The following is a 14,118-nucleotide window of genomic DNA, read 5'->3' as shown; positions in this document are numbered from 1 at the left end:
TTCGTGAAGCACGTCGTGTTCAGCGAAGCCGCAAGTATATACCTATTTTTGTAGCACTTCAGGAAAATCCCTTGAATTCCCGGCAGCCGCCTGCGGCGGCTGCTTGGCGCTACGAAACTTTGCCCTGACGGACAGCGTGTTCCAAGGCATCCACGAACAAGGAGGGAACATCACAACCAGTTTGCTGCTGGATCTCCTGGAAGCACGTGGGGCTGGTGACATTGATCTCGGTGACCTTGTCGCCAATCACATCCAAGCCCACTAGCAGCAGGCCACGCTCCACCAAGATAGGTCCCAGCTTTTCAGCAATGGCACGATCCGATTCCGTCAAGGGCTGCGCCACCCCTTTGCCACCGGCGGCCAGGTTGCCCCGCACCTCGTTGCCCTGCGGGATGCGGGCCAAGCAGAAGGGCACCGGCTTGCCACCGATGATGAGAATGCGCTTGTCTCCTTGTGCAATAGCAGGCAGGAACTTTTGCACCATGACGCTGGTAGCGCCTTGCTGGTTCAAGGTTTCGATAATGGAGCCCAGGTTCATACCATCAGCACCCACCCGGAAGATGCCCATGCCACCCATGCCATCCAGTGGCTTGAGGATGATGTCCTGGTGCTGCGCATGGAAGGCACGGATGTCTTGGGGGTTGCGCGTGATCAGCGTGGGGCCGAGCACCTCTGGAAACTCCATCACCGCCATCTTTTCCGGGTGATCACGCAGTGCCGCCGGTTTGTTGAACACTTTGGCACCTTCACGCTCGGCCTGGCTGAGCATGTGGGTGGCGTAGAAGAACTCGCTGTCAAAGGGCGGATCCTTGCGCATCAGCACGGCATCAAACACCGCCAGGTGCTGCTGCACCACCGCCACCTCTTCAAACCAAACCGTGAGATCCCCGGTCAGGCGAATCTGGCGCACCTGCGCCACCACCTGGCCACCCACTTGCCAGCTCATGTCCTTGGACTCGGCAGCAAAGATGGTGTGACCACGTTTTTGCGCTTCGCGCATCATGACGAAGGTGGTGTCTTTTTTGGTGTTGAAAGATTCCAGCGGATCGGCAACGAAAAGAAATTGCATGGCAAGCAGGGGGCGAGCCCCGTTCAATAAAAGACAAAGTGTTCAGCGCTGTGTTGTACGCCAAGGTTTGTACTGTTGCACAAACAAGGCCAAACTGCCGGCCAGCACACCCCAAAAGGCCGAGCCAACACCTGCAATCACCACGCCACTCAAAGTGACCAAGAAGGTGATGAGCGCGGGCTCTCGGCTGCTTTCTTGTTGCATGGCCACCAGCAAACCACCGCCAATGCTGCCCAGCAAGGCCAAACCTGCAATGGCCATGACCAGCTCTTTCGGGAATGCAGCCAGCACACCCGCCACCATGGCACCGAAAATGCCCACACCTATATAGAACACACCGCACCATACGGCAGCGGTGTAACGCTTGTCTTTGTCCGCATGGGCTTCAGGCCCCATGCAGATGGCAGCAGTGATGGCCGCCAGATTCAAGCCAAAAGCACCAAAGGGTGCCAGCAGCAGAGTCATCAACCCCGTGCCCCCCACCAGTTTGGACACGGGCAGCACATAGCCGCTGGCGCGGATCACAGCCACGCCGGGCAAGTTCTGCGAGGCCATGGTCACCACAAACAAGGGCAACGCCAAGCTGATGCAGGCTTGCCAGGAAAACACCGGAGCCGTCCACGCCGGCATGGCGAAAGACCACTGCACCTGCGACCACTGCATCTGCCCCTGGAACGCAGCACAGGCAATGCCCGCCAGCAGCGTGCACATGACGGCATAGCGTGGCAGCAGGCGGCGTGCCAGCAAGTAGGTCAGCAGCATGCTCAGCACCAGGGGTAGCGCCGTTTGGACCGATTCAAACACCTGCAACCCGAAACGCGCCAGCACCCCGGCCAGCAAAGCGGCCGCAATCGAGGCGGGAATGCGGTCCATCAACTTCTCAAACCAGCCGCTAAAGCCAAACACGGTGATCAGCGCGGCACTGAGCATGAATGCACCCACCGCCTCGGCCATCGAGAAGCCTCCGCTCAAGCCCGCAGCCGCCAAGACCGCAGCGCCCGGCGTGGACCAGGCCACCATGACGGGCTTGCGCAACAGCAGCGACGGCACCGCGCAGCACAGCCCAATGCCCCAGCCCAGCGCCCACATCCATGAGCTGATCTGTGCGGGCGTGGCACCAAACGCCTGCGCCGCCTGAAAGACCAGCGCCACCGAGCTGGTGATGCCCACCAGCACCGCCACAAAGCCAGCGCTCAAGGCAGACAGGCTGAAGTCTTTGAAAAATTGCATAGCTGCACATTGTGCGCAGACGCAGCGCCGCCCGCCACCCTTACTTGCAGCCCGCACACGCCCATGAAAAAAGCGCGCGGTTTGCACCACGCGCTTTCAATAAACAGGAGCAGTGAGCGCTTGATTGGCAATGACTTCAGAAGATTTTCAACCTAAAAGCTAAAGAATACGAGCGCTAGCAGCTCCTATTTTTGCAGAACCACCTGCCAAAGGAACCGCTTTTAGTCGTAAACCTCGGCCTCAGGGTTGGTGGCCTCCAACTCATAGCTGGCAGCCAGCATGGCCAAGCGTGCAATCACGCCATACATATAGAAGCGGTTGGGCGCGCTGGCACCGGGGTTCATACCGGGTTGGGGCATGTGGTTGCTGTGCGCAAACGCCAGGGGCACGTAGCTGGAGCCTGGGGCGTTGAGGTTTTCGTCAATGCCGCGCTCGGGGTGCATGCGGTAGAAGCCGCCAACCACGTAACGGTCCAGCGTGTACACCACGGGCTCGGCCACCGCATCGTGCATGCGCTCGGAAGTCTGCACACCTTCTTGCAAGATGAAGTCCTGCACAGGCAGGCCATCTTTGATGATGCCCATCTTGTTGCGCGCCTTCTTGGTCAGCTCTTCCAAGTCTTTCGCGTCGCGCACCGTCATCACGCCCATGCCATAGGTGCCGTTGTCAGCTTTGACAATGACAAAGGGCTTTTCCTTGATGCCGTATTCCTTGTACTTGCGGCGCACCTTGGTCAGCAACGCATCCACCTGCGTCGCCAGCTCGTCCATGCCCTTGCCTTCGTTGAAGTCCAGCTGCTCCACCTTGGCAAACAAGGGGTTGATCAACCAGTGGTCAATGCCCAGCAACTTGCCAAAGCGCTTGGCCACTTCTTCATAGCTCTGGAAGTGGCGGCTCTTGCGGCGCACGCTCCAGCCTGCGTGCAGCGGGGGCAGCAGGTATTGCTCGTACAACTCTTCCAGAATGCCCGGCGCGCCGGCAGACAGGTCGTTGTTGAGCAAGATGGTGCAAGGGTCGAAGTGCTTGAGGCCCAGGCGGCGCTTGGTGCGCAGCACCGGCTCCAGCAGCACGGTTTCGCCATTGGGCAGCTTCAGCTCGGTCGGCTTTTTGATGTCCGGGCTGATCGAGCCCAGGCGCGTGTTCAGCCCCGCCATCTTGAAGATGCGTTGCAGCTGGGCCAGATTGCTCAGGTACGAGGGGTTGCGGTTGTGGTTCTCCGGAATGATCAGGAGGTTGCGCGCCTCGGGGCAAATTTTTTCGATGGCCGCCATGGTGGCTTGCACGGCCAGGGGCAGCATCTGATCGGTCAGATTGTTCCAGTTGCCGGGGAACAAGTTGGTGTCCACTGGCGCCAGCTTAAAGCCCGAATTGCGAATATCAACCGAGCTGTAGAACGGCGGCGTGTGCTCCATCCACTCCAAGCGAAACCAACGTTCAATCGCGGGCATGGAGTCAATGATGCGCTGTTCTAGCTCGTTGATGGGGCCGGTTAAAGCTGTAATGAGATGGGGAACCATGTATGTCCTCAAACGACGGTGGTTATGTAATTGTAGGGAATTGCCACGAAATTAAGTATTAACCCTTATTTTCCGAATCATACGCATGCGCTCACTCACCTTCTCCAAAATGCGGGTGTCAGCAGTGCCAGAAAGCTCAGAATCTCCAGCCGTCCCAGCAACATGCCCAACGTGCACACCCAGATCTGGAACTCTGTCAGCGTCGCATAGGTCGAGGCCGGCCCCACCATTCCCAGGCCAGGCCCCACGCAATGCACACTGGCCACCACCGCAGAAAACGCGGTCAGCGGGTCCAGATCCGTCAGCAGCAGCACCATGCTCAGCAGCACGATCGTGCCGCCATACACGAGCATAAAGGCCATAACCGCAAAAATCATGCGGTTATCCACAACACGCCCGCCCAGTACAACGGGTTGTACCGCACGTGGGTGCACAAGCCGCGTCAGTTCACGCCGCGCCTGACTGAACAAAATCAGCACCCGCATCATCTTGATGCCGCCGCCCGTCGAGCCGGCGCTGGTGGCCATGCCCGACAGAATCAGCATGAAAACCGGTGCAAACACCGGCCAGGTCAAATAATCGGTGGTGACAAAGCCCGTCGTGGTCGCCACGGAGACGGTGTTGAACATGCCGTAGCGCAAAGCATCCAGCGGGCCATAGATGCCCTTGGCCCACAGCAGCAGCGCCACCAGCAAGCCACCTATCAACAGCACCCCCACCGTGGCGCGCATTTCCGGATCCTGCCAAAAACCCCGCCAGTGGCCTTTGCGCATGGCGACAAAGTACAGGGCAAAGTTGCAGCTGGCAGCCACCATGAAGACAAAGGCAATGCCCTCCAGCCACGGTGACTGGAAGTAGGCAAAACTGGCATCGTGCGATGACAGCCCACCCAGGCTGACCGTTGTGAACATGTGCATCAAGGCATCGAGCGGTGTCATACCGCCCAGCCAGAAGGCGCCAAAGCAGCTCACCGAGAACACGGCATACACCCCCCACAGCCCCTTGGCCGTGCCGGTGATGCGCGGCGTCAGCTTGGTATCTTTCACCGGGCCCGCCGCCTCGGCGCGGAACAGCTGGCTGCCCCCCACCCCCAACAGCGGCATGATGGCCACAGCCAGAATCAAAATTCCCATGCCCCCCAGCCACTGCAGGAAAGTGCGCCAGATATTGAGCGAGATGGGCAGCGTATCCAAATGATTGAGCACCGAAGATCCTGCCGTGGTCAGGCCCGAGACGGCTTCAAAGTACGCATAGGTGAACGGCAAGTCCTGACCCATCTGGTGGTAGACCAGCATCATGGGCAGGGCCGCACTCAGCGGCAGGCACACCCATACCAGCGTCACCAAAATTACCCCGTGGCGCGGCTGCAGCTCCTGCTTGTGGTGGCGCATGCCAAACCACAGCAACAGCCCCGCCACCACAGTCACCAGCATGGCCGTCGGCCAGGCCTGCCACATGCCGTCTTGCAAAAACCAGGAGGCGGCCAGCGGCACCGTCATGCCAAAGGCGAAGAACACCAGCAAGACGCCCAGCACGCGTAAGACAGGAAACAGATCGCGCATGCGCTACTCCCGTCCTTAGAAGAAGGTCGCGCTGACGCGGAACAGACGCTCCACGTCCTGCACCAAGCGCTTGTTGGGCAAGAAGAACACCACGTGGTCATTGCTCTCGATCACCGTGTGGCTGCGCGGAATGATGACCTCGGGCTCGGCACCATTGGCCTGCGCACGAATGTCTTCCGTATCCGGCAGCCCGCGAATGATCAGGCCAATGTGCACCTCGGGCGGCAACTTCAGGTCTTCCACCTTGCGGCCCACCACCTTGGAGCTTTTGCGGTCGCCGCGCGCCACGATCTCCAGCGCCTCCGCCACCCCGCGGCGCAGGCTGTGTACAGCCTGCACATCGCCCTTGCGCACATGGGCCAAAAACTCCCCCAGCATGGCCTGCGCGGGCGACAGGGCAATGTCGATCTGCGTGCCGTGCATCAAATCGGCGTAGCTGCGCCGGTTGATCAGCGCCAGCACGCGGCTGGCCCCCATGCGCTTGGCCAGCAGGCTGGCCATGATGTTGTTCTCGTCGTCTTCCGTCAGCGCCAAGAACAGATCGGTTTCGTCCACGCACTCGTCAGAGAACAGGTCTTCATCCGTCGGATTGCCCTGCAGCACCAGGACCTCGCTGGGCAGGGACGACGCCAGCTGCTCACACCGCTGGGGATCGCTTTCAATGATTTTGATGATGAAGCGCCCGGATTCAGATGCCAGCTCCTGCGCCAGCTGCAGGCTGACCTGGTCGCCACCTGCTATCAAAATACGACGCACTGCCCTGGCTTTTTGCCCGCTAGGGCGGTGAAAGGCATCCAAGACTTCCTGCAAGTGTTCGCTGGCGGCCAGCACAAATACTTCGTCGCCAGGCTCAATCCGGGTGACGCCATCGCAGCGCACAAAGCGATCCGGCTCATCGGCAAAGCGGCGGTAAATGGCCACCACGCGCAACCCCAGCTCTGGGTTGTGCAGGCGCAAATCCCCAATACGCATGCCCACCGCTGGGGCACCCAGGCGGGCGCGCACGGAAGACAAGCAGGCGCGGCCACCGGCAAACTCGCGCACCTGCAGGGAGTCTGGGTACTCAATCAGCTTGCGGATATAGCGGGTCAACGACGCTTCGGGGCAGATGATGGCATCCACCGCAAAGCCTTCAGGCCCCATCAGAGGCTGGGTCACGTCAAACCCGGAAGAGCGCACGCGCGCCACCCGCGTGGGAATGCCAAAGGCCATGTGTCCGATCTTGCAGCAGACCAGGTTGGTCTCGTCCTGGGCCGCACAGGCAATCAGCAAGTCGGTATCGGCCGCGCCGGCCTCGGCCAGCACCTGGGTGTCGATGCCATTGCCGACCACGCCGCGCAGGTCAAAGCGCTCCTGCAACTCGGCCAGCCGCGCGGCATCGGTGTCAATCACGGTGATGTCGTTGCGCTCGGAGACCAAACTCTCCGCCACGCTGTAGCCCACACGGCCAGCACCCAAAATAATGATCTTCATGCACTGTCCTTGGTCTTGTCGCGCATGCAAAAGAAAAGGCCGCCGAAGCCGCCTTGTCTGTCTTAGCCTTTAGCTGCGGACATCGCCCTCGCCCAACACCACGTATTTGAGCGACGTCAGCCCCTCAATGCCTACCGGCCCACGCGCATGGAACTTGTCGGTGCTGATGCCGATCTCCGCCCCCAGCCCATATTCAAAGCCATCCGCAAAGCGCGTGCTGGCATTGACCATGACGCTGGACGAATCCACCTCGCGCAGGAACTTCTGTGCGTGCACATGGTGGGTGGTCAAGATGGCTTCGGTGTGGCCGCTGGAGTACTGGTTGATGCGGGCAATCGCTGCATCCACCCCATCCACCACCTTCACGCTGATGATGGGGGCCAGGTATTCCTCGCTCCAGTCGGCCTCGGTGGCAGGCGTCAGCTGCAGGCCGTCCACGGACTGCAGAATCGCCAGCGATTCGGGGCAGCCGCGCATTTCCACGCCCTTGGCTGCAAACACCTTGCCAATTTCGGGCAAAAAGGCCTGCGCCACACCGCGCGCCACCAGCAGGCTTTCGGTGGCGTTGCAGGGGCTGTACTTGTTGGTCTTGGCGTTGTCCGTCACCTTCACCGCCAGGGCGATGTCGCAGGGCTCGTCCACATAGGTGTGGCAATTGCCGTCCAGGTGCTTGATGACGGGCACCTTGGCCTCACGGCTGATGCGCTCGATCAGGCTCTTGCCGCCACGGGGAATGATCACATCCACATACGCGGGCATGGCAATCAGTTGGCCCACAGCGTCGCGGTCGGTGGTTTCCACCAGCTGCACGCCGTGCACGGGCAAAGCGGCTTCCTGCATGGCCTGCGCCACCAGCTTGGCCAGGGCCTTGTTGGACTCGATCGCTTCCGAGCCACCGCGCAAGATACAGGCGTTGCCGCTCTTGATGCTCAGGCTGGCCGCTTCAATGGTCACATTGGGGCGGCTTTCAAAAATCATGCCGAACACGCCGATGGGCACGCGCATCTGTCCTACGCGAATGCCGCTGGGCTGCTGCTTCATGCCGAGAATTTCGCCAATCACGTCCGGCATATGCGCCAGCTGTTCGCACCCCTGAGCGCAGGTCTCCAGCACCTTGGGCGTCAAGCGCAGGCGATCGACCATGGGCGCTGCCAAACCGTTGGCCACGGCGCGCTCCACATCCTTGGTGTTGTCGACCTGCAAAGCCTCGACGCTCTCACGCAGCAGGCGCGCCAGCGCCAGCAGGGCTTTACTTTTAGTAGCTGCATTCGCCCGTGCCATTTGGGCTGCGGCCACTTTTGCTTGCAAACCCAAGGTTTGCATGTATTCGGCAATATTCAGCGCGTTCATGCCGCCATTCTCGCCGAGAAGTGACCCCAGGGCGCAGACCGGGCCCAGTGCCAGGCTCTACACTGCGGGCATCGATGTGCCGCACACCCCGAGGAGGCCCCATGACCACAGAGACCGATGCACTGGTGCAACTCCAGGCTTTTCAGGATGCGCTGCAGCGCTTTGAAGACGGCAGCATCCCTGCCAGCGCGCTGAGCGATCAGGCGCGTGCCTCCCAGGCCCTGCTGACCCGCTTGCCCGAGCGTTACGGGCAGGTGCTGCTGCAGCTGCTGGACCGGCTGGAGTCAAGCGCGCTGTTCACCGAAGAGAGCTGCTCGTTCAGCCAGACCGATCTGCACGAGCACCTGCGGGGCTGGCTGGGCAAGGCGCACGCACAACTGCAAAAAAACGCCTAAACCATAGCTACCAGCGCTTGTTACACATGGCCTTGCGACCAATTTCACGCATAAAAAAAGGCAGCCAAGGCTGCCTTTTTGTTGTGCTGTGTTTTGCAGTGAAGTGCCTGCTGGCACCCGCCTCTAGTCTTGAGGATCTACCGCCGCAATAATGCCGCCGCCCAAACACACATCCCCGTCATACAGCACGGCCGACTGGCCGGGCGTGACGGCCCACTGCGCCTCGGGAAAGTCCAGGCGGAAGTGGCTGTCCGTCGCCTCCGCGCCAATCACGGCAGGGGAATCGGGCTGGCGATAGCGGGTTTTGGAGCCATAAGTGCCGGCTACCGGCGGCTGGCCGGCCACCCAGCTGGCACTGTCCGCATCTAGGCGGTGCGACAGCAGCATGGGGTGGTCGTGCCCCTGCACCACGCGCAGCACGTTCTTGTCCATGTCCTTGGCGGCCACAAACCACGGTGCATGGTCGCCCGCACCGCGCGCCGCACCCTTTTCCTTGACCCCGCCAATGCCCAGACCCGAGCGCTGGCCCAAGGTATAAAAGCTCAGCCCCACGTGCTTGCCCAGACGGCGGTTGCGATCGTCCAGGATCCAGCCGGGTTCCTTGCTGATGTAACGGTTCAAAAAATCGCGGAACGGGCGCTCGCCAATGAAGCAAATGCCCGTGGAATCTTTTTTCTTGGCGTTGGGCAGGCCGATTTCTTCGGCAATACGGCGCACTTCGGTCTTGCACAACTCGCCCACGGGAAACAGGGCCTTGGACAGTTGGGCCTGATTCAGGCGGTGCAGGAAATAACTTTGGTCCTTGCTGGCATCCACACCCTTGAGCAGCTCATACAAGCCGGCTTCGGTGTTGTGGCGCACGCGCGCATAGTGACCGGTGGCAATTTTTTCGGCCCCCAGGCGCATGGCGTGGTCCAAAAAGGCCTTGAACTTGATCTCGGCATTGCACAGCACATCAGGGTTGGGCGTGCGGCCCGCCTGGTATTCGCGCAGAAACTCGGCAAAGACACGGTCTTTGTAGTCGGCCGCGAAGTTGACGTGCTCAATCTCAATGCCCAGTACGTCGGCCACGCTGGCAGCATCCAGAAAATCCTGGCGGCTGGAGCAAAACTCGCTGTCGTCGTCATCTTCCCAGTTCTTCATGAAGATGCCGACCACGTCATGCCCTTGCTGCTTGAGCAAATAGGCGGTCACTGCTGAATCTACGCCGCCGGACAGGCCAACGACTACACGGTGCTTGGTCATAGCGAAATTATGGCTGTGCGCCCACTGGCGCGTGCGGGCACGGGTTTTGGCAGCGATCAGGCATGCGGCGCCTCATCGCTGCGCAGTGCCTGCACGATCTGGCGGTTGCTGTAATCCGACGAGCGCTGGTAGAGCGACAGCCCAAACACCGGCAGCACGCCCATCAGGTGGTCAAAGATTTCCCCCTGAATGGCCTCGTACTCCACCCACACCGTGGTCTTGGCATAGCAGTACAGCTGCATGGGAATGCCGGTGGGCGAAGGCTCCAGCGTTCGCGCCAGCAAAAACATGCCGGGGCCCTTGGCAATGCGCGGATGCGCTATCAAATACGCATAGGCATAGGCCTTGAATGCGGCCAGGTTGGTCACCATCTCCGGCGCGATGGCCTGGGTCGGCATGGCGCTTTCGGCGGATTCGGGCTGCGCCAGCAGGCCCTCACGCTCGCTCCAGTAGCCTTGCAGCAGTGCAATCTGCGACAACGCCACACGCTCCTGTGCGGTCAGCAGGTGCACCGTGGCCGCATCAATGTGCAAAGCGCGCAAGATGCGGCGCCCACCCGCATCAAACATGCCGCGCCAGTTCTTGAAGCTCTCGCTCATCAGCTTCCAGGTGGGGATGGTGGTGATGGTTTTGTCAAAGTTCTGCACCTTCACGGTGTTCAGCGCAATGTCCACCACAAAGCCATCGGCGCCCACCTGGGGCATTTCAATCCAGTCGCCCACGCGCATCATGTCGTTGGACGCAATCTGCACCCCAGCCACAAACGACATGATAGTGTCCTTGAACACCAGCATCAGCACCGCAGACATGGCCCCCAGACCCGACAGCAGCAGCAGCGGCGAGCGGTCCATGATGGCGGCCGCAATCAGCAGCGCGCCCACGATATAGGCCAGCAGCTTGCCCAGCTGCACATAGCTCTTGATGGAATTGGTCTGCGTGGCCTTGGGGCCATCGTGGCGGTCATGCGCCTCATTCATCTCATTGAGCAGTGCCGACAGCACGCGCACCACGTGGTAGACGGTCAACGCCGTGGCGATGTTGGCAATTGCCCTGTTGGCATTGCCCGGCAGATGGTCAACCCAGTGAATTCCCAGCTGCACCACCACCGAAGGCACCACCTTGGCCATGCGCACCAGCACATGGTCGTGCAGCAGAATCTGCGCCCAACCCATTGCCGGCATGGCGCGGCGCCACAGCCGGATAAAGTGCATCAGCACGCCCTGTGCCGCAAAACGCGAGACAAAAGCAATCAACGCCAGCAGCGTCAAGCCTGTAGTGGCCCGAGCCCAGGGCTCCATCTCGGCATACATGGAAATAACGGTCGAAGACACACTCACCGAAACCAACCTTTAATCGGCCGCGCCACTGCGCTGCCTGGTAAAAAAACAAGAATTCATGCTACGGGTCGCCACCATCAAAAAACGGCCACCCGGCCGCCAAGGCGTAGAGGTCTGCGGGGCTGTCAGCCCACCATGACCGCAAGCAGCGCCCATGCGCCTAAAATCTACGCGAAGCAGTATTGTGACTGCAGCACCACCAACCAGTTCCATGCAAGACAAATACAACCACATTGAGGTCGAGCGCAGCGCGCACGACCACTGGGCCGCCACCGATGCCTACCGCGTCGTAGAAGACAGCAACAAAAAGAAGTTCTACGCCTGCTCCATGCTGCCCTACCCCTCGGGCAAGCTGCACATGGGCCATGTGCGCAACTACACCATCAACGACATGCTCACGCGCCAGCTGCGCATGAAGGGCTACAACGTCCTCATGCCCATGGGCTGGGATGCGTTTGGTCTGCCTGCTGAAAACGCCGCACTGAAGAACAAGGTGCCGCCTGCCAAGTGGACGTACGAAAACATCGCGTACATGAAAAAGCAGATGCAGGCCATGGGCCTGGCCATCGACTGGAGCCGCGAAGTCGCCACCTGCGACCCCGACTACTACAAGTGGAACCAGTGGCTGTTCCTGAAAATGCTGGAAAAAGGCATTGCCTACCGCAAGACCCAGACCGTGAACTGGGACCCGGTGGACCAGACCGTACTGGCCAATGAGCAGGTGATCGATGGCCGCGGCTGGCGCACTGGCGCGCTGGTGGAAAAGCGCGAGATTCCCGGTTACTACCTGGCCATCACCAACTACGCTCAGGAGCTGCTCGACCATGTGCAGATGGGCAACGACAAAGCCACTTTGACCGGCTGGCCCGACAAAGTGCGCCTGATGCAGGAAAACTGGATCGGCAAGTCGGCCGGTGTGCGCTTTGCGTTCACCCATGACATCAAGGATGCTGCAGGCAACCTGATCCAAGACGGCAAGATGTACGTCTTCACCACGCGTGCCGACACCATCATGGGCGTGACCTTCTGCGCCGTAGCGCCGGAGCACCCTCTGGCCCAGCACGCGGCTGCTTCCAAGCCTGAACTGGCAGCCTTCATTGAAGAATGCAAAAAGGGCGGCACGACCGAGGCCGAGCTGGCCACGCAGGAAAAGCTGGGCAAGCCCACAGGCTTGTTCGTGACCCACCCCATCACTGGCGCGCAAGTCGAGGTGTGGATTGGTAACTACGTGCTAATGAGCTACGGCGACGGCGCCGTGATGGGCGTGCCTGCCCACGACGAGCGCGACTTTGCCTTTGCCAACAAGTACAACCTGCCGATCAAGCAAGTGGTGACTGTGGAAGGTCAGGGCGAGTACGACAGCAAGACCTGGCACGATTGGTATGGCGACAAGGAACGCGGCGTTCTGATCAACTCTGGTGACCTGGATGGCCTGAACTACAAGGATGGCGTGCAGGCCGTGGCCAAGGCTGTGGCAGACAAGGGTCTGGGCGAGCTCAAGACCACCTGGCGTCTGCGCGATTGGGGCGTGAGCCGCCAGCGCTACTGGGGCACGCCTATCCCCATCATCCACTGCGAAGACTGCGGTGCACAGCCCGTGCCTGAAAAAGACCTGCCCGTGGTGCTACCGCAGGATCTGGTGCCCGATGGCTCTGGCAACCCGCTGATCAAGAGCGAAGCTTTCCACGCTGGCGTGGTCTGCCCCTGCTGCGGCAAGCCTGCCCGTCGCGAGACGGACACCATGGACACCTTCGTGGATTCGTCCTGGTACTTCATGCGCTATTGCGATGCGAAGAACAGCGAGAAGATGGTGGCCGATGGCGCCGACTACTGGATGCCGATGGACCAGTACATCGGTGGCGTGGAGCACGCCATCCTGCACTTGCTGTACGCGCGCTTCTGGACCAAGGTGATGCGCGATCTGGGCCTGCTCAAGATCGACGAGCCTTTCACCAAGCTGCTCACGCAAGGCATGGTGCTGAACCACATCTACAGCCGCCGCACGGCCAAGGGTGCCAAGGAATACTTCTGGCCCAAGGACGTGGAGCATGTGCTGGACGAAGGCGGCAAGGTCATTGGTGCCAAGCTCAAGAATGAAGTTGACAGCGCCGACGGCATGCTGCCCGTGGGCACGGCCATTGACTACGAGGGCGTGGGCACCATGTCCAAGTCCAAGAACAACGGTATCGATCCGCAAGAGCTGATCGAGAAGTACGGCGCCGACACCGCCCGCCTGTACACCATGTTCACCGCACCGCCCGAGCTGACGCTGGAGTGGAACGACGCCGGCGTGGAAGGCAGCTACCGCTTCCTGCGCCGCGTCTACAACTTCGGCCACAAGCTGCTGGGTCTGGACTATGCGGCCGCCGAAGCCACCACCCACGGCCTGACCGATCTGTCGCAAGTGCAGTTTGGCAAGGACGCCAAAGCGCTGCGCCTGGAAATCCACACCGTGCTCAAGCAGGTCGAATATGACTACTCGCGCATGCAGTACAACACCGTGGTGTCGGGCGCCATGAAGATGATCAATGCGCTGGAAGGCTTCAAGGCCACGGATACCGCTGACGGCCAGATCGCCGTGATCGAATGCTTCGGCATTCTGCTGCGCGTGCTCTACCCCGCAACACCCCACCTCACCCACACGCTGTGGCGTGAACTGGGCTACGCCAACAAGCAGGGCGACCTGCTGGATGCGGCCTGGCCAGAAGTGGATGCCGGCGCGCTGGTGCAGGATGAGCTGGAGCTGATGCTGCAAGTCAACGGCAAGCTGCGCGGCTCCATCCTGGTGCCCGCCACCGCCGACAAGGCCCAGATTGAAGCCGTAGCCATTGCCAACGAAGAAGCCCAGAAGTTCATTCTGGGTGCCACGCCCAAGAAGGTGATCGTGGTGCCTGGCCGTCTGGTCAACATCGTCGTCTGACGCCAACCAAGGATGCCCGC

The 14,118-nt window shown here is 60.7% G+C and carries 10 protein-coding genes; 2 read left to right on the top strand and 8 right to left on the bottom strand.

What is annotated here, in order from left to right; genetic code table 11:
- Positions 1–109: 109 nt before the first annotated feature.
- The 6 genes from gshB to AC27VO_RS06975 all read right to left on the bottom strand — a co-directional run bounded on the left by gshB (position 110) and on the right by AC27VO_RS06975 (position 8,201).
- Entirely contained in the window at positions 110–1,069 is a 960-nt protein-coding gene (gshB, locus tag AC27VO_RS07000; protein WP_488665988.1) for a glutathione synthase, read from the bottom strand.
- A gap of 42 nt (positions 1,070–1,111) precedes the next feature.
- Positions 1,112–2,299: a benzoate/H(+) symporter BenE family transporter gene (locus AC27VO_RS06995; protein ID WP_488665987.1), complete on the bottom strand. Its 1,188-nt coding sequence runs from the start codon at positions 2,297–2,299 to the stop codon at positions 1,112–1,114.
- A gap of 221 nt (positions 2,300–2,520) precedes the next feature.
- Complete coding sequence (gene gshA / locus AC27VO_RS06990; protein ID WP_488665986.1) at positions 2,521–3,816, bottom strand: glutamate--cysteine ligase; 1,296 nt, start codon at positions 3,814–3,816, stop codon at positions 2,521–2,523.
- Between the two features lie 95 nt (positions 3,817–3,911).
- Positions 3,912–5,378 (bottom strand): TrkH family potassium uptake protein, encoded by a 1,467-nt coding sequence (locus AC27VO_RS06985; RefSeq protein ID WP_488665985.1) that lies wholly within the window; start codon positions 5,376–5,378, stop codon positions 3,912–3,914.
- Positions 5,379–5,393: 15 nt separating this feature from the next.
- Positions 5,394–6,851: a Trk system potassium transporter TrkA gene (gene trkA, locus AC27VO_RS06980; protein WP_488665984.1), complete on the bottom strand. Its 1,458-nt coding sequence runs from the start codon at positions 6,849–6,851 to the stop codon at positions 5,394–5,396.
- Between the two features lie 69 nt (positions 6,852–6,920).
- The gene (locus tag AC27VO_RS06975; protein ID WP_488665983.1) at positions 6,921–8,201 is read right to left on the bottom strand and encodes a glutamate-5-semialdehyde dehydrogenase; all 1,281 of its coding nucleotides are present in this window, start codon (positions 8,199–8,201) and stop codon (positions 6,921–6,923) included.
- Positions 8,202–8,302: 101 nt separating this feature from the next.
- Here AC27VO_RS06975 and AC27VO_RS06970 point away from each other — a divergent pair, with 101 nt between their 5' ends.
- A complete protein-coding gene (locus tag AC27VO_RS06970; protein WP_488665982.1) occupies positions 8,303–8,596 on the top strand; it encodes a hypothetical protein in 294 nt (97 codons plus the stop codon).
- 123 nt (positions 8,597–8,719) lie between these two features.
- Here AC27VO_RS06970 and mnmA read toward each other — a convergent pair whose 3' ends face one another.
- Together mnmA and AC27VO_RS06960 are read right to left on the bottom strand one after the other, a co-directional pair.
- Positions 8,720–9,841, bottom strand: a complete 1,122-nt coding sequence (gene mnmA, locus AC27VO_RS06965) for a tRNA 2-thiouridine(34) synthase MnmA (protein ID WP_488665981.1) — start codon at positions 9,839–9,841, stop codon at positions 8,720–8,722.
- Between the two features lie 56 nt (positions 9,842–9,897).
- Positions 9,898–11,139 (bottom strand): mechanosensitive ion channel family protein, encoded by a 1,242-nt coding sequence (locus tag AC27VO_RS06960; RefSeq protein ID WP_488666001.1) that lies wholly within the window; start codon positions 11,137–11,139, stop codon positions 9,898–9,900.
- A gap of 250 nt (positions 11,140–11,389) precedes the next feature.
- Between AC27VO_RS06960 and leuS the strand changes: the two genes are divergently transcribed.
- Positions 11,390–14,098 (top strand): leucine--tRNA ligase, encoded by a 2,709-nt coding sequence (gene leuS, locus AC27VO_RS06955; protein WP_488665980.1) that lies wholly within the window; start codon positions 11,390–11,392, stop codon positions 14,096–14,098.
- The last annotated feature ends 20 nt before the right edge of the window (positions 14,099–14,118 follow it).

The sequence above is a fragment of the Comamonas sp. 14P8.1.4 genome, assembly GCF_057799285.1.
Note: the sequence above shows the minus strand (reverse complement) of the source record. Positions and strands in the feature narration are given on the sequence as shown.